Source organism: Nonomuraea sp. NPDC050451, from assembly GCF_044458585.1.
Window position 1 is genome coordinate 1 of record NZ_JBITHZ010000061.1, and the last position, 17093, is coordinate 17093.

Annotated in this window: 20 protein-coding genes; 8 read left to right on the forward strand and 12 right to left on the reverse strand. The window is 67.4% G+C overall.

Translation table 11 applies throughout. The features are described from left to right. Nucleotides 1-240 precede the first annotated feature (240 nt). The 5 genes from ACIBI9_RS64105 to ACIBI9_RS64125 form a co-directional block, all read right to left on the reverse strand. Nucleotides 241-792, reverse strand: coding sequence for a hemerythrin domain-containing protein (locus ACIBI9_RS64105; RefSeq protein WP_397238331.1), 552 nt, complete (start codon nucleotides 790-792; stop codon nucleotides 241-243). Between the two features lie 137 nt (nucleotides 793-929). After that, nucleotides 930-1106, reverse strand: a complete 177-nt coding sequence (locus ACIBI9_RS64110; RefSeq protein WP_397238332.1) for a hypothetical protein — start codon at nucleotides 1104-1106, stop codon at nucleotides 930-932. 101 nt (nucleotides 1107-1207) lie between these two features. After that, nucleotides 1208-1468: a DUF2071 domain-containing protein gene (locus ACIBI9_RS64115; protein ID WP_397238333.1), complete on the reverse strand. Its 261-nt coding sequence runs from the start codon at nucleotides 1466-1468 to the stop codon at nucleotides 1208-1210. Further along, on the reverse strand, nucleotides 1465-1695 hold the full coding sequence (locus ACIBI9_RS64120; protein WP_397238334.1) for a hypothetical protein: 231 nt from the start codon (nucleotides 1693-1695) through the stop codon (nucleotides 1465-1467). The genes ACIBI9_RS64115 and ACIBI9_RS64120 overlap by 4 nt, the downstream gene beginning before the upstream one ends. 12 nt (nucleotides 1696-1707) lie before the next feature. Beyond that, nucleotides 1708-2910, reverse strand: coding sequence for a hypothetical protein (locus ACIBI9_RS64125; protein WP_397220731.1), 1203 nt, complete (start codon nucleotides 2908-2910; stop codon nucleotides 1708-1710). Between the two features lie 202 nt (nucleotides 2911-3112). On the opposite strand from ACIBI9_RS64125, the gene ACIBI9_RS64130 reads away from it, so the two are divergent. Further along, nucleotides 3113-3697 (forward strand): hemerythrin domain-containing protein, encoded by a 585-nt coding sequence (locus ACIBI9_RS64130; RefSeq protein ID WP_397238336.1) that lies wholly within the window; start codon nucleotides 3113-3115, stop codon nucleotides 3695-3697. Nucleotides 3698-4684: 987 nt separating this feature from the next. Further along, nucleotides 4685-5041, forward strand: a complete 357-nt coding sequence (locus ACIBI9_RS64135) for a hypothetical protein (RefSeq protein ID WP_397238338.1) — start codon at nucleotides 4685-4687, stop codon at nucleotides 5039-5041. On the opposite strand, the gene ACIBI9_RS64140 is transcribed toward ACIBI9_RS64135, so the two are convergent. Next, the gene (locus ACIBI9_RS64140; protein WP_397238340.1) at nucleotides 5025-5279 is read right to left on the reverse strand and encodes a hypothetical protein; all 255 of its coding nucleotides are present in this window, start codon (nucleotides 5277-5279) and stop codon (nucleotides 5025-5027) included. The two genes, ACIBI9_RS64135 and ACIBI9_RS64140, sit on opposite strands and share 17 nt — an antisense overlap. A gap of 93 nt (nucleotides 5280-5372) precedes the next feature. Between ACIBI9_RS64140 and ACIBI9_RS64145 the strand changes: the two genes are divergently transcribed. Further along, a complete protein-coding gene (locus ACIBI9_RS64145) occupies nucleotides 5373-5927 on the forward strand; it encodes a calcium-binding protein (RefSeq protein ID WP_397238342.1) in 555 nt (184 codons plus the stop codon). Between the two features lie 441 nt (nucleotides 5928-6368). On the opposite strand, the gene ACIBI9_RS64150 is transcribed toward ACIBI9_RS64145, so the two are convergent. Genes ACIBI9_RS64150 through ACIBI9_RS64160 form a run of 3 tightly spaced genes read right to left on the reverse strand, consistent with a single transcriptional unit; the run spans nucleotide 6369 to nucleotide 7904 of the window. Then, the gene (locus tag ACIBI9_RS64150; protein WP_397238344.1) at nucleotides 6369-7016 is read right to left on the reverse strand and encodes an ATP-binding protein; all 648 of its coding nucleotides are present in this window, start codon (nucleotides 7014-7016) and stop codon (nucleotides 6369-6371) included. Continuing rightward, nucleotides 6958-7116, reverse strand: coding sequence for a hypothetical protein (locus ACIBI9_RS64155; RefSeq protein ID WP_397238346.1), 159 nt, complete (start codon nucleotides 7114-7116; stop codon nucleotides 6958-6960). The genes ACIBI9_RS64150 and ACIBI9_RS64155 overlap by 59 nt, the downstream gene beginning before the upstream one ends. Continuing rightward, the gene (locus ACIBI9_RS64160) at nucleotides 7113-7904 is read right to left on the reverse strand and encodes a Mu transposase domain-containing protein (RefSeq protein ID WP_397238348.1); all 792 of its coding nucleotides are present in this window, start codon (nucleotides 7902-7904) and stop codon (nucleotides 7113-7115) included. Before ACIBI9_RS64160 ends, ACIBI9_RS64155 begins: the two co-directional genes overlap by 4 nt. Nucleotides 7905-8165: 261 nt before the next feature. Here ACIBI9_RS64160 and ACIBI9_RS64165 point away from each other — a divergent pair, with 261 nt between their 5' ends. From ACIBI9_RS64165 to ACIBI9_RS64175, 3 genes are all read left to right on the forward strand, one after another. After that, nucleotides 8166-8507 carry a hypothetical protein gene (locus tag ACIBI9_RS64165; protein ID WP_397238349.1) on the forward strand — a complete coding sequence of 114 codons (342 nt, stop codon included), beginning with the start codon at nucleotides 8166-8168 and terminating at the stop codon, nucleotides 8505-8507. Further along, nucleotides 8500-10410 carry a PQQ-binding-like beta-propeller repeat protein gene (locus ACIBI9_RS64170; protein ID WP_397238351.1) on the forward strand — a complete coding sequence of 637 codons (1911 nt, stop codon included), beginning with the start codon at nucleotides 8500-8502 and terminating at the stop codon, nucleotides 10408-10410. Before ACIBI9_RS64165 ends, ACIBI9_RS64170 begins: the two co-directional genes overlap by 8 nt. 355 nt (nucleotides 10411-10765) lie before the next feature. Further along, entirely contained in the window at nucleotides 10766-11134 is a 369-nt protein-coding gene (locus ACIBI9_RS64175; RefSeq protein WP_397238353.1) for a hypothetical protein, read from the forward strand. 183 nt (nucleotides 11135-11317) lie between these two features. Here the strand turns inward: ACIBI9_RS64175 and ACIBI9_RS64180 are convergent, their stop codons facing one another. Together ACIBI9_RS64180 and ACIBI9_RS64185 are read right to left on the reverse strand one after the other, a co-directional pair. Next, nucleotides 11318-11962, reverse strand: a complete 645-nt coding sequence (locus ACIBI9_RS64180) for a LuxR C-terminal-related transcriptional regulator (RefSeq protein ID WP_397238355.1) — start codon at nucleotides 11960-11962, stop codon at nucleotides 11318-11320. Between the two features lie 12 nt (nucleotides 11963-11974). Next, entirely contained in the window at nucleotides 11975-13204 is a 1230-nt protein-coding gene (locus tag ACIBI9_RS64185; RefSeq protein WP_397238357.1) for a sensor domain-containing protein, read from the reverse strand. A gap of 175 nt (nucleotides 13205-13379) precedes the next feature. Between ACIBI9_RS64185 and ACIBI9_RS64190 the strand changes: the two genes are divergently transcribed. Next, complete coding sequence (locus ACIBI9_RS64190; RefSeq protein WP_397238360.1) at nucleotides 13380-14849, forward strand: alpha/beta fold hydrolase; 1470 nt, start codon at nucleotides 13380-13382, stop codon at nucleotides 14847-14849. A 350-nt stretch (nucleotides 14850-15199) separates the two neighbouring features. On the opposite strand, the gene ACIBI9_RS64195 is transcribed toward ACIBI9_RS64190, so the two are convergent. Beyond that, nucleotides 15200-15775: a GNAT family N-acetyltransferase gene (locus ACIBI9_RS64195; protein WP_397238362.1), complete on the reverse strand. Its 576-nt coding sequence runs from the start codon at nucleotides 15773-15775 to the stop codon at nucleotides 15200-15202. Between the two features lie 451 nt (nucleotides 15776-16226). Here ACIBI9_RS64195 and ACIBI9_RS64200 point away from each other — a divergent pair, with 451 nt between their 5' ends. After that, nucleotides 16227-17036 carry a recombinase family protein gene (locus ACIBI9_RS64200; protein WP_397238364.1) on the forward strand — a complete coding sequence of 270 codons (810 nt, stop codon included), beginning with the start codon at nucleotides 16227-16229 and terminating at the stop codon, nucleotides 17034-17036. The last annotated feature ends 57 nt before the right edge of the window (nucleotides 17037-17093 follow it).

Consider the following 17093-nt stretch of genomic DNA (forward strand, 5'->3'; position numbering starts at 1 on the left):
CCGTCCGCGCCGGACACCCCGCCCGCCAACAAGCTGCTGGCACCGGGGGCAGGGCTGGTGGACCGCATCCGAGACCTTCTCACGGGCCGAGGACGTTCTTGACAGGCTCACGGGCAGGGCGTCGTCGGTGATCACCCCGGACACGAGCGTGCTGATCGTGGCAGTCGTGAAGTACCTGAGGCCAGCACGCGCGTTCTGGAGATCTTGACGTCTGACTGCTCCACTTTTCCTGGCTTGAGGTCAGGAGGACTTGGCGTGCCGTAGGGCGTCGGCCAACTCTTCCTTGCTCATATGGGACCGTCCGGGAATGTCGGCCTTCTTCGCTTGCTCGTACAGCTCGTCCTTGGAGGGGCCGTTGGTGGAGCGGCCTTGGGCGCTGAGCGCGTCCAGTTCCTCCGCCCTGCGCTTCTTGAACTCCTTGCCGAGGTCCTCAAGCCTCTTTCTACTGACGGACTTCGCCATGTTGGGGAGGATCCTGCTCTCCTCCTCCTGCACGTGGCGATTGACCGACTTGATCAGCTTGTCGAGCGTGCGGTCGAATGCCCTCGTCCCCGGCTCGGCACGCATGAGCGTATCGAGGAGGATCTCGACCTCCTTGTGCTCCTCAAGGCTGTGGTGGGCGTCGATATCGGGATAGACCCTGTCTTCCTCCGCCCGCGAGTGCGCGATCAGGAGGGCGTGCAGCTCGGCCAAGGTGGCCTGCTGGTCTCCCTCCTTGTTCTTGAGCCGCTCGAAGAGGCCCTCCACGACTCGGTGGTCCTTGGCGATCAGGGCGATGACGTCGGTAGCCATGAACCGGCAGCTACCCCTCGAGCCAGAGACCATTCGCCTCAGCTGCCTGGGCTGTCCTCCCAAGAACGGTGCACGCCCGCACATGGATACCTGCCCCTGAACAGTCTTGAGAGCGTCCGCGGCTTCGTTCAACGGGTTCAGGGCCGGTCAAACGTGCCCGCCATGAGCGATGATCTCCCCTTCTCCTCTCCCGATCGCTTGCTCCACCAGCAGAACTCCAGGAGGTGGCCGGCGACGAGGCGCTCTGGCGAAGCGGGCTCGTCCGGCTCGGGGTCGTCGCAGGGGCGCAGGTTCTGTTTCGATGAGACGTTCATCCACCGCATGCGTCGTGAGCCCGGAGCCGGGCCGACGATCACTGTCCACGCCTGTTCGCCGCCGCTGACGCGCGCCGGCCAGTACGGTCAGGCCGGCGACCCTACATCCTCAGACGATCACCTGACCCCCGAAGGGGCGGCAGAGGGCGGGCGGATAAGGGCCGCCGCGGCGCGGCGGATGGCACATCTGTCAGGAGGAACGGTGTCACACATGCCGACCCGTCGAAGGTCTCGACCGTGAGCGCGTGCGGCACCAGCTCCCGCACCGCCTGGGCAGGGTATCGCCAGTGCAGGAACGTCATGTGCGCCCAACGGTGGTACATCACCGGCACCGCCACGCGCGGGGGCGGCGGCGCCTTCATAGGGCGAGGCGGTGGTGCTCGGCGATGAGGCGGCCGTCGTGGCGGATGCGGGCCGCCCGGTAGGGGGAGACCGGGCGGGTGACGCAGTCCTGCGCGACGGTCTCGGCCTGCGCCTGGTCGATCCCCCACCCGATGGTGTGCCACCGCTCGTCCGCCGTGTCCAGGGCGGTGATCTCGAAGAGCTGCCGCGCCGGACCAGGCGTGCAGGGGGTGTGGTGGTGACCCATGCTGAAGCCTCCTCAGCGGTGGAAGGCGAGGCTGCGGACGGGGTGCTCGCCTTCGGTCTGCAGGCGGTACTCCTGGCCGGACTTGGCCCGGTTGTCCTCGATGACCAGCTCGGACGGCGCCTTGTCGCCGCCCATGAGCGCGTCCTGCATCTTCTCGAAGCGCTCGTGGGCCTCCTGGACGTAGCCGGTCCCCAGGGTGGTGTAGTCGATCTGGGTGGCGATCAGCTCGCGCAGGTAGGCCTTGTTCGGCTCGAAGGTGACCGGGGCGGGCAGCTCGGGGGCGCACACTTGCTCCGGGTCGCGGCCGTCGTGCTTCTTGAACAGCTCGGCGGCCAGCCGCAGGTGCTCCAGCTCCATGTTCAGGTGCAGCTCCCAGATGTTCTTCACCTTGGGGTCGGACTCGGTCTGCATGAAGGAGTGGTACAGGTAGCACTCGTTGTATTCGTGGTTGAGCAGCATCTCCCACCAGTTCTCGCCCGGATCGACGAGCGACTCGTAGTGGGTGACGTGTTCCTCCTCGATGAGGCCGATCTCCTGATACAGCTGGCGGGCGATCGGCTCCATGTACATGGGGCCGACGTTCATGTAGAAGTTCATGGTCTGCTGCTCGGCGGCCATGATGGTGAGCGCGTGCAGCTTGCTGATGGGGGCGGTGTTGGTGCGGTCGTAGGGCTCGCGCACGTTGTCCACCGGGTCGCGGTGGTGCAGGTAGGTGGGGCGGCCGGGCATGACCTCGGTGAGCGCGTCGACGATCTTCTCGGCCTTGCGGTGTTCGATCATCTCGTACAGGTTCGCGTACCGGTAGAGGTGGTCGAAGTCTTCCAGGACGCCGAACTGGTAGGCCTGCTTCAGGTATTTGTCTGGCTCCATCCGGGCGACCCAGGCGGTCAGGTCCACGGCGACCTGCTCGTAGGCCAGGGTGGTCTCCAGGACCGAGGCCAGGCCGGGCAGCAGCCAGTTGACCGCTTTTTGCTGCTGCGCCTCGATGTAGCGCACCCGTGCCAGCTGCTGTTTGAGCTCGAGGTCGGGGCAGTGGCGGGCGAGCTGGTGGCTGAAGAAGATCGCCTCGGTCTCGATCCCGTTCATCGTGATGATCCGGCATCGGGTGTACGGATCGGCGTGGTCGGGGTCGATCGGAGTCACGTTCAGCTCGCGCCAGTTCCGCAACTGCTTGTCCAGCGGGATACCCCGCTCCCGCAACGGGTTGAAGGTCATCTGCCTCGTGCTCCTTGTCGCTGAGACTGTGCCGGTGTAGCAGGCGTGACCGCCCGCTCTACCCGAGGCTTCCCGGCCCAACACCTGCACGCTCTCGGCGGCGGCCATAGCTTTGGCAAGGACCTCGGCTGCCGTTGGCGTCCCCACTCGTGCGGCCTCCTCTGCCGGGTAGGCACCGGCGGTGTCCGAGAGGAGACCGATCATGACCACCCAGAGGACGATGCCCGAGACGATGGGCGAGAGCGACGTCATCGACCTGCTTCTTGCTCAGCACGCGATGATCAGGGACCTGTTCGACGAGGTCGAGCAGGCCACGCCGGACCAGCGGGGCGAGGCGTTCACCCGGCTGGTGCGGCTGCTGGCCGTGCACGAGACGGCCGAGGAAGAGATCGTCCACCCTTACGCCCGCCTCAAGATCGACGGCGGTGACGCCGTCGTCGACGACCGCCTGGCCGAGGAGAACCACGCCAAGGAGCTCCTGCAGCAGATGGACCAGGCCGGGCCCAATGCCCCGGACTTCGCCGAGAAGCTCGCCGTACTGCGTGCCGCCGTCGAAGCCCACGCCCGCAGCGAGGAACGCTACGAGTTCACCCAACTGCGCGGCCACACCACCGAGGCCGAGCGCCGGAGCATGGCCCTCGGCGTCAAGGCCGCGGAGGCGATGGCTCCCACCCACCCGCACCCCGGCACCGAATCGGCGACCAAGAACCTGCTCATGGGAACCCCCATCGCGATGATGGACCGGGTGCGCGACGTCATCCGCCAGGCCATGGGCAAGCAGAGCTGACCCGGACGTGGTTGCCGGAGGTTGGAACGGGCCGGCCGGTAGGGGCCGGACAGGGTGTCTACGGCTGTCCGGCCCCGCGTCTGGCGCCGCACACCGCTTGTCCCCCCCGAAACAGCGGTCTGAGCACGCCTGCCGAGAGTCCTTGCGGCACTTCCTCGGCCTGTGCCGGAACTACCCCCGTCTCCGTCATGGCACCCCCATCCACAGACCGATTGTTGAAATAAAGATCCGGCTATGGCGCGATCGTCGCTCATGTCCGCGTAGACGGGCTGAGACCGCGGAGGTGGCATTGCCGGCTCGACGTCGTCCAGCATGGCCACCTGCGCCGGGCCCAGGTCGGCGCGAGAGCGCAGGAAGCGCAACGGGTGGCGGTAGCGACCGTGTTCGGTGGCGACGTCGGCCAGGACCTCCACCACCACGTCCGGCTCGACCTGGATGTAGCTGATGGGCTCCGGGCGTCCGTAGACTCCGCCGGCCCACGCCGGTGGCAATCGCGGTGGCCAGGGATGATCCGGCCCGGCTGGAGTCACCAGCCCGGCGATCTCGGCCGCCGCCTCGACGCTCAACCGGGTGGTCCGGCCGATCACGCAGAGACGGCCGGTGGTGTCGTAGCGGCCCAGCAAGAGTTCGTGGGGCCGGGACAGGTCACCGGTCACGCCGCCGATGACGGCCTCCGTCGTGCTGCGGTACTTGAGCTTCTGTTGGGGTGAATTGAGTGTCGTGCACTGTCGTGCGAGCGCGGTGTTCATGTGGGTGTGCGACAGCTTCTGTAGGGGTTGGCGCATTGGTGTGGGCTGTCGGTTTACGCTGGCCTCTTCCTGCAGGTCAGAGCGTTATGATCTTGTCAGGCACGTAAGGCATGTTGGCTGGCGTTGCAGGAATGTGCTCCGAGGGCGAGGCCCATGCCTGCGCCGGGACCGGCCGGGTCAGCGGCCGTGTCAGCGCGACATCGGCCGGGCATCAGAGCGGTCTACGACAGTAACGACCATGAACAGTTCAGTGATTGCGGCCGCGACGCCGCGTCAGGCGTACGCGGACAAGATCGTCCTGGACGGCATCGACTTCCGCCACACCATGCGGGGCCCGCTGGCCCGCTACGACGTCATGCTCGCGAGCCTCGTGGCCATCGGGATCACCATCGGGCTCGTGCCGGCCGGCAAGCAGGGGTCGGGGGTGCGGCCATTGGCTCGGCACCTGTCGTTCACCCCGCTCATCGAGACCCTGCGCGGCCTGTTGTCCGGCCCGTCGTCGGCGGGCCTGGTCATCATGGCGATCGCCGGGTGCGCCGGGCTCTCGTTGCTCGGCTACCTGTGGGTACGCGCGCAGGTCACGAAGCGAGCATGAGCTTGCCCGGCTCGCGCCGGTCAGCGTTCGGGCTGACTTCCTGCTGTTCAAGCTTGATCGGCGGGGCGATCACACCAAAGGCCCGTTCTGCGCTCTCATCGCGGGCCAGACGCAGCAGCCCCGCCCTCTTGTGGCGAGGGCTGCTGGCCTGAATCGGCCCGGTGGTCCGGTTCAGGAAGGCTGGGCGTGAGCCGCCCGGCAGTTCCCGACAGCACTTCCCGACCGTGTATTTGGCCACGGAACCCCAGGGACCTCCGCGCTTCAATCGGTGGGCACGGGCGACGCCGCGAAGAGGCCGCCCACAGACACCACCGATCACAGGGGGATCCCCATGCGGAACCGCATCGGCGCAACGCGAACCGCCGGGCTGCGCGCGCTCCTCGTCGGAACGGCGATGGCCGTGCCGCTGCTCGCCTTCACCGGCCCTGCGCACGCCGCCGGCACCGTCAGCAACAGCAATGGGCGCCTGGCCATCACCTCGACGACCACGAATAACGCCATCACGGTGAGCGTGTCCGGCTCGAACTTCCGGGTCTCCAACACCCTCACCACGCTCTCGGCGGGCGGCTCCTGCGTCCAGGTCAACGCCAACACCGTGGACTGCGCGGCGTCCAGCGTCACCGACATGACCGCGAACCTCAGCTCTGGCACCGACCTACTCATCAACAACACCTCGCTGCCGTCGCTGGTCTTCCTCAGCTCGGGCGGCGACATCTTCCGGGGCGGCTCCGGCCAGGACCTGGTCAACGCCGGCAGCGGCAACGACACCCTGACGGGCAACGGCGGCAACGACACGCTGCTCGGCGGCCTCGGCTCCGACCGCGCCACCGGCGGTGCCGGCACCGACAGCTGCACCGCCGAGGTCGAGGTCACCTGCGAGTCCTGACCCGGGCGTGCACCGCGCGGGGCCGTGGCCGCCGCGATTATCTTGGGTATTTGGATATCTCTGCAGGTCAGCGCATTGTTGATCAGTAAGGCACAAAAGGCGTGTTGCACCTCCAACGTGTGTCCAGGTGTTTCGGTCGAAACACCTGGAGGCGTTGTCGTGCGACAACGGCTGGGCCTAACAGGCGGGAGATCACGCGTTCTCGCCTCGCACGCTCGTCCAGGAAACGTTTCGAACCGAAACGTTTCCTGCTCGGATCAACCCCTGGGAACGGAAGGCCGTGACGATCGCCGGCGGTGGCTGAACGCCGTACGGACAGGGGGCGATCGGCGCCGCAGGCCTCCTTGTGAACGATCTCGATATTCCCCACCCCTGGCCTTGCGTAATTCCCCAGGGTCTGGCCGTGTTCTGTTCTAGTTGATCGAGCGGGTCTCTGTCTTGCTAGTGCTGGTTTTGGGGCGCTTGTTCGGCCGGTAGCTGGGTCCGTTCATGATGACTTGGTGGCTGGTGTTGATCAGTCGGTCGGTCCAGCAGCGGCTCGGCGACGACGGGGTTGGGGAAGAGGGGATACCAGTCGCTGGGAGCGCGGTTGCTGGTGATGATCAGCGAGCGGCCGCGGCGTTCGCTGACCAGCTCATAGAGGTCGTCAGCTTGCGTGGCGGTCAGCTGGCGCATGGCGAAGTCGTCCAGGATGAGAACGTCGGGGCGGATGAGTTCGGCCAGGCGCTTGTCCCAGGTGCGGTCGGCGTGGCCGCCGGCCAGGTCGGCCAGGATGCGGCTGGTCTTGGCGAAGCGGACGCCTGCGCCCTGGCGGATGGCCAGGTGGCCGAGGGCCTGAGCGATGTGGGTTTTGCCGACCCCGACGGGCCCGAACAAGATGACCGACTCGCCGGCGTGCAGCCAGCGCAACGCGGCCAGGTCGCGGATCTGGGCCGCGGGCAGCTTGGGGCTGGCGGCGAAGTCGAACTCCTCCAGCGTGGTCTGCTGCTCGAACTTGGCGCGGGTCAGCCGCCGGTGGAAAGCGACGGTCTCACGGCGGGTGATCTCGTCGTGGCAGGACCTGCAGGAACTCCAGATGGCCGAGCTCACCGCCGTGAGCTTGCGCCAGGCGGGCGTCCAGCGTCTCCAGCATCCCGGAGAGCTTCAGGGTGCGCAGAGCCTCGCGCAGGCCGGTGTCCAGCACGCTCATCGGTTGGTCTCCTCGTGCTGGTCGCCGGCGGGCAGGTGGCCATCAAGGTGCCCCTCGGGTGCATGGTGATCGTGGAGGTCGTCCGTCATTCCCTCCGTCGTCGCGGCCGCGAACAGCCGAGCAGGACCGTGCAAGAAGCCGCCGGCTCCGGCATCGCCGCTGGTCTCGGGCTCAGGATCGGTTTCGGTGCCGGCGATCAGGATGCCCTTGACGGTGCGGTAGGCGGGGTCACCGACCGACAGCGCCTTGGCGCAGGCGGCCTCCAGCCTGGTCTCGCCGTACTTGGCGGCCAAGCCCACCACGCCCTGGGCGGCGCGCAGTCGATAGAGGGCGTTGACTTCCAGCAGGTGGTCGACCACCTGGCGGCAAGGTTGGCCGATCTGGTCGGCCTGGGTGCGGCACCAGACCGGAGTGCGCATCTGGAAAGCGATCTTTTCCGGCGGGTAGTCGTTATGGTCGGTGCGTTTGCCCTGTTCCAGAGCGGCGTGCGTCTTGACCAAGGTCCCGTCGGAGAAGATCTGCACCATGGTCGCGGTGCAGCGCACGTCGACCCGCCGCCCGATCAGTTTCCACGGCACCGAATACAGGGTGCGGCCGACCTTGATATGGATGTCGAGGCCGACGACCGCGGTGCTCCAGCGGGCCAGCACGAACGGCGTCTGCGGCAGCGGCAGCAACGCGGGCGCCTCGACGGCCTCGAACACCGACAGCGGCGCGGCACCGCCCAGCGGGCGGCACTGCCGTCGCCCGGCCACCTGGGTGCACCAGCGGACGGCTTCGGCCTGCATGTGATCGAGGGAGACGAACTCCCGGCCGCGCCAGCCATGCGATCGGTGGATCCTGACCGAGGACGTGCGCGCCTACTTCGCGGGCGCAGGTTGGCGCGGCGTCTACCAGGCCCGCTGGTAAGAATCGCGCCACACGGCCCGAAGGAGCAGCATCGCCATCGAAGCCACATCGTCAGATTGCTTCACGTGAGGACTGCTTCCTGGAATGATTTCATGCTGAGCATCGGGGGCCCGTCCACGCAAAGGATGGCGGTGCCTGGCATGGCAGATCCGCAGGAGAAGTATCAGGTCGAAATCGACGTCTCCGACCCCTCAGAGCAGCGATCGCTACGGGCTTGGCTGGAGCGGGTCCCGGGGGTGCGGGTCGAGCAGACCGCGGTGCCTCCCGGTGCAGGCGAACAGGGTGCCGCAGATGTCCTGGCCGTGCTCGCAGGCAGCAGCGGAGTACTTGCCGTGGCGATCCGGACTCTGCCGGAGTTCATCAGATCCCGGCGCTCGAATGTGACGGTCACCGTGAAGACCGACCAGGGCAAGGAGTACACGCTCCACGCCGAAAACCTCAACGAGTTGCCGTCGTTCATCGAGAAGATGCTGGATGCCTGATGCGGGCCTGGACCTGGCGCGGTCGCGGGCCGTCCTGATCGGCACCGGAAGTTATCGCCACCTACCGCCGGTGCCGGCCGCGCTGCACAGCCTCGCCCGGATGGAATCGCTGCTCACCGGCGAGCTGTGCGGCTGGCCGGCCGACCGTCTTTCCGTGTTCCCCGACCCGCCGGAGCCCGGTGGGCTGCCGGACCAACTGGTGGAGCTGTTCCACGCGGTTGAGGACGTCGCATTGTTCTATTACGTCGGGCACGGCCAGGTCGATCCGCAGGACACATTGTGTCTGGGCTTGGTGAAGTCACGTACCGCCGCTGAGCGGCGCCGCTACACCAGCCTTGCGTTCGACACCGTCCGATACGCACTCACCAACAGCCGCGCCAAAGTCAAAATCGTCATTCTGGACTGCTGCTATGCGGGTCTGGCAGCACAGCCCGCTCTTTCCGCCAATGACGTCTCCGACCGGACCCGAGGGACAGGCGCCTACACTCTGGCGGCGGCGGGCGAATTCGCCCTCGCCTGGTACGAGACCGACCCCGCCGTTCCCACGCCTCAGACCTACTTCACCAAGTATTTCGCCGACGTCATCGAAACCGGAATCGCTGGCGAAGGGCCGGGACTGCGGCTGGAACCGATTTTCCACGAGGTCGTAGAAGCGCTGGCTAGAGACGGCAAGCCCGCGCCGACCAGCCGGGCCACCGATCGGGCGGCCCGATTCGTCTTCGCTCGCAACCGCGCCTACCGGCTGTCACCAGCGGATGAGCTCCACCACAGGCTTTCCATGGAGCCGCCCGGGAAAGTCACTGTAGGTCCGTCCGACCCTTCAGACAATCGCACTCGACCGAGCCGGCGTACGGTACTGATAAGCGGCCTGGCCGCGCTCACCGTGCTGGGCGCCGGCGGAACGCTCATCAGGCTCCTCACCGCATCAGAACCTCGCCCGCCGCGACCTGGCTCGCTCCGCTGGCGGTTCAAGACGGCGGGCGGTGTCGGTTCTCTTCCCGCGGTCGTCGATGGCACCGTCTACATCGGGAGCGGCGACTACCATCTCTACGCTCTCAACGCGGCCACCGGTGCACAGCGCTGGAAGTACCAGACCGGCGCCAACGTCTACCCGCCGCCCGTGGTCGCCGACGGCAGTGTCTACGTCGGCAGCGACGACAAGAACATCTACGCTCTGAACGCGGCCAACGGCGCCCTGCGCTGGCGGTATCAGACGGGGGACCTGGTCGCCGCGCGGGCGTCGGTCGTCGGCGGCACCGTTTATGCCGGCAACAACCATGGCACCGTTTACGCGCTGAACGCCGCCACCGGCGCGCTGCGCTGGGACTATCAGACCAAAGGCGTGATCCACGGGTTAGGGGCGGCGGAGAAAATCGTCTACGTGGGCAGCTACGACGGCAACGTATACGCCCTGGGCGCGGCCACCGGCGACTTGGTCTGGAGCTACTCGACTGGGGCCGGCGTCGGTTCGCGACCTGCCATCACCGGCGGCACCGTTTATGTCGGGAGTGACAACGACATTTACGCCCTGGACGCGGCCACCGGCACGCTGCGCTGGAAATACCCCACCGGAAACTATGTCTACTCCTCGCCCGTGGTCGCCGACGGCGTCGTTTACGCCGGTTGCGGAGACCGGTACGTCTACGCGGTAGACGCAGCGGACGGCACCCTACGCTGGAAGTATCAGACCGGAGGCGCCATCACCGCCTCGCCCGCGGTCGCCGACGGTGTCACCTATGTCGGCAGTTCTGACGGATACCTTTACGCCTTGGTCGCGGCCACCGGCGCCTTGGCATGGAGATATCAGGCGGAGAACGGGGTCCACTCTCCAGCCGTCGCCGACGGCGTCGTCTATTTCGGGAGCGAGGACACGTACGTTTATGCCTTGACCTTGCCTCACTGAGATGGCCGGACCAGCAGGTTCGTCGCGGATTCCACAAAGTGCGCGACGAGCGGGTTGTGGTCGTCGGCGCGCGTGGTGACGACCACCTGGCGGGGCTCCCAAGTGATCTTGGGTTCTTGGCCAGTTCTCGCAGGTCAGGAAAAGATGATCTCTTCTTTCACGTGTGGCACGTTGGCTGATCTTCACAGCATGTTGCCTCGAACGTGTGTACAGGTGTTTCGGTCCGAAACACCTGCGCATGGGCGGCCCAAAGGACCATCGTTATCTTGGATTCGCGGCAACTGGTCGAGGTCGGGCGCCGGTGGCTGGGTGGCGTTGAGCTCGCCGGTGCGTTGCTCCAGGAAGTCGGCCCACGGTGGCCGGGCCAGTCCTGCTGCACCTGGCGCATGTAGGCGGCGAAGCGGGCCCGGTGCTGGTCGAGATTGCTGGGCCACAGCTGATGGATTGCGTGGCGCGGACCGTGCTGGTGGTCAGGGTCGTTGCCGCGTTCGGGCAGCCAGCCGCCGTAGAGCAGCAGGCGATCAAGGAGCTGCGCGCCCAGGGCCGCGAAGTTCCCGACGAACTGCTGTCGTTCATCACCACCGGCCACCGCGAGAACATCAACTTCTTCGGGTTCATCACCGTCGACATCGAAGCCGAGCTCGCCAAGCTCATCGAAGGGTGGCGGCCCCTGCGCCCGACCAGAGTCCACGACGTGGGCCTGCCCTTTCTGCTCAACCCGTGACCCCGCTGCTCAGCGCACGATCCGATCAGGCTGTCACCCCGCCCGAACCACGCCCTCGCTGGCCGAGCTGGATGGCGTGCTGAGGCCATGGCCACAGTGGCCAGTTTTCACGCGACCTCGGCGCCGTAGGACGCCTTTTGACGCTGAAATCCCCATCCACGCGCGGGAGCGCAGATGGAATGGTCAGGCCTGCAGGTAGTGCAGGACGGCAAGTACCCGGCGGTGGTCGTTGTCCGACGGAGACAGGCCGAGCTTGGTGAAGATCTGCGTCACGTGCTTCTCCACCGAACCGTACGACAGGAACAGCGCGGCGGCGATGGCGTTGTTGGAACGCCCCTCCGCCATCATGGCCAGCACCTCGCGTTCCCTCGGGGTGAGCGTGCCCAGGGTCTCCGCGCGTCGGCTGGCTCCCATGATCTGGGTGACAACCTCGGGATCGAGGACGGTCTGCCCGGCCGCGATCCGGTCGAGCGCGGCCAGGAAGTCCTTGACGTCGGCGACGCGCTCCTTCAGCAGGTATCCCACGCCATGGGCGCCGCCGGCGAGCAACTGGGCCGCGTAACGCGTCTCGATGTACTGGGAGAACACCAGCACGCCCACCTCTGGGTGATCACGGCGAACCTGGATCGCGGCCCGCAGGCCCTCGTCGGTGTGGGAAGGCGGCATGCGTACGTCGACCACGGCGATGTCGGGACCGTGTTCCGCCACGGCCGCCAGGAGCGCGTCGCCATCGCCCACGGCGGCCACCACCTCATGGTCGCGGGAGGTGAGCAGCATGCACAGGCCCTCCCGGAGCATCACGGCGTCCTCGGCGATCACGATGCGCATGCACTGCTCCGTTCAGATGTGCAGGGGGAGTTCGACTGTGATCACCGTAGGTCCTCCGGTCGGGCTGTGAATGTCGATCATGCCGTCCAACATCTGGACCCGGGCGGCCAGTCCGCGTAATCCGGATCCGGTGCCGATCGCCGCGCCGCCGGTGCCGTCGTCGCGCACCCGCAGGGTCAGCAGTCCATCACGCACCCGTACCTCGATGGTGGCGTGCCTGGCGCCGCTGTGCTTGACCACGTTGGCGAGCAGTTCCGTCGTGCAGAAGTAGGCGATGGCCTCGATGGCCGGAGCCGGTCGCTCGGGCAGGTCGGCGTCGAACCGGGCGGGGATCGGGCTCCGTGCGGTGAGCGTGGCCAGGGCGACCTCCAGCCCTTGGTCGAGCGCCGGCGGGTGGATGCCGCGGATCAGGTCACGCAGCTCGGCCACGGTCTCCTTGGCGCTGCGGTGCGCGCTGTCGACGAGGACGCGGGCGCGCTGGAGCCGTTCGGGCTGGTCGGCCTGCTCGAGCTCGTCCTGGGCCATGCCCAGGCTCATGGCCAGCGTCACCAGCCGTGCCGCCGTCCCGTCGTGCAGGTCTCGCTCGATCCGGCGGAGCCTGGCGATCGCGTCGTTTGCGGCCAGCGCCCGTGCCTGCTCCAGCCGGCGGATCCGGGTGTCGCCCGGCGCGGGCCCGAGCAGCGTACGGGCGAGCATGCGCTCGGGGGCCAGGGCGAGGTGGACGCCCCACGGGGCGAGGAGCAGCAGCGCCAGTCCGGCGGCGCTCACCAGCGCCGCAACCGGCCAGCCGGGGGGAGACAGGTGCGCCAGGGCGGAGAACTGCCCCCACAGGGGGCAGCCGAGCAGGAGCAGGCCGCCTCCCCACAACCCGGCGGCGGCCGCACAGGCGACCCCGGCCGCCGGCAGCCGGAGCAGGCTATGGATGACGGCGCGCCATCCCGTCACGTCACCGAGCGCCGCGCCGAGCCGGTTCAGCAGGCCCGGACCGGCACGGAACGGGCCGGGATCGGGCACCCGCACCCCGGCCCACGCTCGTGCCAGCCGTCGATTGGCCGTGCCGAGCCCTCTGGCCGCCATCACGCTCAGGGCCAGCATCGGCACTCCGACGAGATTCGCCGTCAGTATGACGCTCAGCAGCACGAGAACGAGATGGACCAGGCCGGCTCCCACCATGAACGGCAACATCAGCGCGTAAGCGAGCTCACGCTGCGACCGCTCCCGCACCGGAGTAGTGATCAGCACACGCCACCTCTCTGCTTGCCTGTCCACGCTCCTCCTCGCCAGACGCCGCACGCCGTCCAGCCTGACGGACACGCTCGCGCGAGAACAGCCGGACAGCCCGTGGGGGACATCCCGAAGCCAACACGGAGGACGTCCCGGTGGTGGCCATCCGGTCGGTGTCACCAGAGTGATCACCATGACGACAACCAAGCAGCGGCGTAGGCGCGGCAGGACCAGAGGGCTGGTCATCGGTTTAACGGTGGCGGCGCTGGCGGGAATGACCCCGGAGGCCTCCGCCGCTCGGGATGCGCAGCCGACCTGGCGGGACTGCGCCGGCCAGGGCATACCGGCGGGCATGCAGTGCGCTGCGATCGAGGTGCCGGTGGACTGGGCCAAGCCGGACGGGTCGAAGGTCAAACTGGACCTGGCCCGGCTGCCCGCCACCGAGTCTGGGCACCGGATCGGCAGCGTGCTGGGGGTTCCCGGCGGTCCCGGGGCGAACGGGATTGACGACGTGAAGCGCGCTGCGACCGACCTCACCGGACTGCGGCGCAGGTTCGACCTCGTCGCCTACAAGCCGCGCACCACCGTGTGGCGTGATCAGATGCCCCCATCTTGCATACAGCCTGGAACGTCACTGTTCCAGCCACAGGGCCAGAAGCAGTACAAGGCCTTGGCCGCAGCGATGACCAAGGCCTTCAAAGCCTGCCAGAGCGCGGACAAGACCGGTCTGTTCGCCCACATGGACTCTCTGTCGGTGGCCAGGGACATGGAAGCGGTTCGCGAGGCTCTGGGCGAGGAGCGGCTGAGCTTCATGGCCAACTCCTACGGAGGAGTGGCCGCCGGCGCTTATGCCCGGCTGTTCCCGCAGCGCATCCGCGCCATGTATCTCGACGGGACGATCAACCAGGTCGACGGTTGGCCCGACCAGACGCTGCGGACTCTGCCCGTCCTGGAACGGGTCTTCACCCGATTCACCACATGGTGTGCGGACACTCCCGCCTGCGCGTTGCACGGACAGGACGCCGGGGCGGTCTGGCGCAGGCTCATTCGAGACGCCGATCGCAGGCCGATCCCGGTCACGTCGTCCGAGTTCGGCAAGGGCGAGCTGACCGGATGGCATCTGAGGAGTTTCGGCTTCATCGGCGACCCCGGACCGAACAACTCGCGGTGGCTGGCCTTCGCTGCGGCGGTCGACAAGGCCCGGGGCGGGGACGGGTCCGGTTTCGCCGATTTCGCTCTCGGCAACGCGCGGATCTGGGCCGCGCCCGGAGCGCTGGCGATGACGTGCGCAGATGACCGTGGCTACACCAGCTACGCGCAGCTGCAGAAGTTCCGCCGTCAGGCGCAGAAGATCTCGCCCAACTTCGGGGGAGCCTCATTCGACGCGCTCGGATGCACCGGTTGGCCGCTACCGGTCGCCAACCCATCCCGCCCGCTGCCGACTCGCGGCCTGCCGCCATTCCTGGGAGTCGGCAGCACGTGGGGCGACTACGCATGGACCGAGAGCTTCACCAGGATGATCCCGGGATCAGTGACCGTCGGCTACGACGGGCCCGGCCATGTCATGTACCTGTCGGGCAAGAAGTGCCCTATCCAGCACGCCACCACGTACCTGACCGACCTTAGGCTGCCCAAGCCGGGTACCACCTGCCCTGCCGAATGACAGCCATATCGATGGGAATCGGCTGCCCGATCAGCACCACCGCGAGATCATGAGGAGGCGCGCAGGTTGATCGGGTGACGCAAACAGCTCTCACAAACGAGCGTTTCTGAGACGGCCCGCCGGCGCCCGCAGATTGTCAGTGCCCGCGCATAGCGTTGGCTCACCCCCCGGACGCCAACGACGACGGGCGGGCCGGATGTCCTTCACCGCGCTTCACCCCACGCACTGAGCCGTGCCGGCGCGGTGGCGTCCTTGGGTTCCAGCCGCAGCGCCGGCAGGAGAGCGGCCGCGTGTATGAGTGACAGCGTGATCTTCGTCCCGGCGAGGGCTCCCAAGCGTCTCCGCCGTAATCACTCGTGAGCGGACCATTCCTCGGCCAGGAGCGCGTATGAGAGACCGTCGAGCCATCCCTTGGTGCGGTGGAGTGAGTCTCTCACCGTGTGCTGTTCGCGGCGCATCCCGACCCGCTCCATCAGCCGCCACGAGGATTCGTTGTCGTAGAAGCAGTCCGCGTGCAAGCGGCGCAGGCCAAGACTCTTGAAGGAGATGTCGATGAGGGCGCGTACCGCTTCGGTGGCGTAGCCCTTGCCGCCGTAGGAGGGATCGAGCGTCCACCCGAGCTCTCCTTGGACGCTTTTCGCCTGGTCAGCGACCTCTTCCTGGGCCCAACCGTCCTGGACCTTCAGTGTCAGGTCGCCGATCACCCGGCCGTCCAGTTCGACGATGAGCAGGTCTACGAGCCGCTCCTCGCGGAGGAAACGCTCACGGTAGTCGTCGTAGGTCTCTGTGGCGGCCGCGACCCATTCGTGAGTCTCCGGCAGCTGCCGGAAGGCCCAGGTCGCGTCCAGGTCGTCGGGGGCAGCCCGGCGCAACAGCAGCCGCTCGGTGGAAATCGGCCAGTCCAGCGTGTCAAGAGGGTGACGCATGGGCCCTCATACTGACAGCGGGCTGTGGTGATACACAAACGGATTACTGCGGGCGACGTCTCCGACAACGACGCGGCGATCGCCCTACAGGAACCGACAGGACACCAAAGCGACCAGGGCTCCCGGAAACCCGCGTCCTGAAAATCAAGTGGGCGCGGGGGCTGGGGCGGGCGGGGTCGTCGGCTCCGTCTGGGGGGCGTCGCGGAGGGCGTCGGCGCGGCGACGGCGTACCGCGAAGCTCGGATGAGCAAGGCGCGTTCAGATCAGTCAGTTTGAAGACGACCTCGGGAATCAGTGCAGAGGACTTCAGGAACCGACACATGGGATGGCCGACAGCCTCGAATCCTTCTCATAACTCTTTCTCACTCGAGTCCTCGAGCCACGTGGTTCTGAGAAATGGTCACGGTCCGGCGCCGTCGCCGGGACCTATCACACCGGCCGCTTTACCAAGGTGCCCCGGCTGGCCAAGCGACTGCGCGTCCAGACCCCCGCCGACCGCAGACCCGGCCAGCCGTGGCGGTCCGGCACCCCGCCGCCCGCCCCTGTCGACCCCGACCGACCCGCGGCTGACATCCGCATCGGCTACGCCCGCTGCTCCTCTCTCACCCAGGAACTCCAGTCCCAGCTGGACGCCTTGGAAGCGCACGGCATCGACCGCAACAAGATCTTCAGCGAGAAGGTCTCCACCCGCCTCAAAGTCCGGCCCGAGTTCGAAAAGGCCCTGGCCGCCGCCCGGCAGATCAAGGCCCATGCCCCACACTGCCGCGTCGTCCTCACCGTGTACGAGATAAAGCGGCTCGGCCGCGACGCCAGCGAGCTCATTGCCCTGGCCGACCACCTCACCGCACACGGCCTGGTCCTGGAGATGCTCGCCGGGCCGCTCGCCGGGATCTACGATCCGGCCGGGCCCGGCCGGATGCTGTTCGCGTTCTTCGCAGCCATGGCCGAAACCGAACGGGACGCAATTCGTGAGGCCACGCTGGAAGGACTGGACGCCGCAGCCCGCAAGGGCAACCACGGCGGCCGTCCCACCGTCATCACCGACGACATGATCCACACCGTGCTGCGGCGCCGCGCAGCCGGCGAACCCGTCGAAAAGATCCGCAAGGACCTGATCATCCCCACCGGCAAGCGCAAGGGCCACAACCCGTCCCTCGCCAGCATCTACCGCGCCCTCGCAGAACACGAGAAGGCCCAGCGCTACCCCGACGCTGTCCAACAGGCCCGCGACGAGTACGCCACCCTCCACCAAGGGCTCTAACCTCACTGACCCGCGGATCAGCCGTCAGCACCAACAACCACGACGAAGTCCTTCTAC

Coding starts and splice junctions, on each gene's coding strand:
- ACIBI9_RS64170 (WP_397238351.1), top strand. CDS start 8,500: ATGCCTGATGCGGGCCTGGACCTGGCGCGGTCGCGGGCCGTCCTGATC.
- ACIBI9_RS64130 (WP_397238336.1), top strand. CDS start 3,113: ATGACCACCCAGAGGACGATGCCCGAGACGATGGGCGAGAGCGACGTC.
- ACIBI9_RS64165 (WP_397238349.1), top strand. CDS start 8,166: ATGGCAGATCCGCAGGAGAAGTATCAGGTCGAAATCGACGTCTCCGAC.
- ACIBI9_RS64160 (WP_397238348.1), bottom strand. CDS start 7,904: ATGCAGGCCGAAGCCGTCCGCTGGTGCACCCAGGTGGCCGGGCGACGG.
- ACIBI9_RS64135 (WP_397238338.1), top strand. CDS start 4,685: ATGAACAGTTCAGTGATTGCGGCCGCGACGCCGCGTCAGGCGTACGCG.
- ACIBI9_RS64195 (WP_397238362.1), bottom strand. CDS start 15,775: ATGCGTCACCCTCTTGACACGCTGGACTGGCCGATTTCCACCGAGCGG.
- ACIBI9_RS64145 (WP_397238342.1), top strand. CDS start 5,373: ATGCGGAACCGCATCGGCGCAACGCGAACCGCCGGGCTGCGCGCGCTC.
- ACIBI9_RS64190 (WP_397238360.1), top strand. CDS start 13,380: ATGACGACAACCAAGCAGCGGCGTAGGCGCGGCAGGACCAGAGGGCTG.
- ACIBI9_RS64115 (WP_397238333.1), bottom strand. CDS start 1,468: ATGAAGGCGCCGCCGCCCCCGCGCGTGGCGGTGCCGGTGATGTACCAC.
- ACIBI9_RS64125 (WP_397220731.1), bottom strand. CDS start 2,910: ATGACCTTCAACCCGTTGCGGGAGCGGGGTATCCCGCTGGACAAGCAG.
- ACIBI9_RS64155 (WP_397238346.1), bottom strand. CDS start 7,116: ATGAGCGTGCTGGACACCGGCCTGCGCGAGGCTCTGCGCACCCTGAAG.
- ACIBI9_RS64180 (WP_397238355.1), bottom strand. CDS start 11,962: ATGCGCATCGTGATCGCCGAGGACGCCGTGATGCTCCGGGAGGGCCTG.
- ACIBI9_RS64105 (WP_397238331.1), bottom strand. CDS start 792: ATGGCTACCGACGTCATCGCCCTGATCGCCAAGGACCACCGAGTCGTG.
- ACIBI9_RS64120 (WP_397238334.1), bottom strand. CDS start 1,695: ATGGGTCACCACCACACCCCCTGCACGCCTGGTCCGGCGCGGCAGCTC.
- ACIBI9_RS64110 (WP_397238332.1), bottom strand. CDS start 1,106: ATGAACGTCTCATCGAAACAGAACCTGCGCCCCTGCGACGACCCCGAG.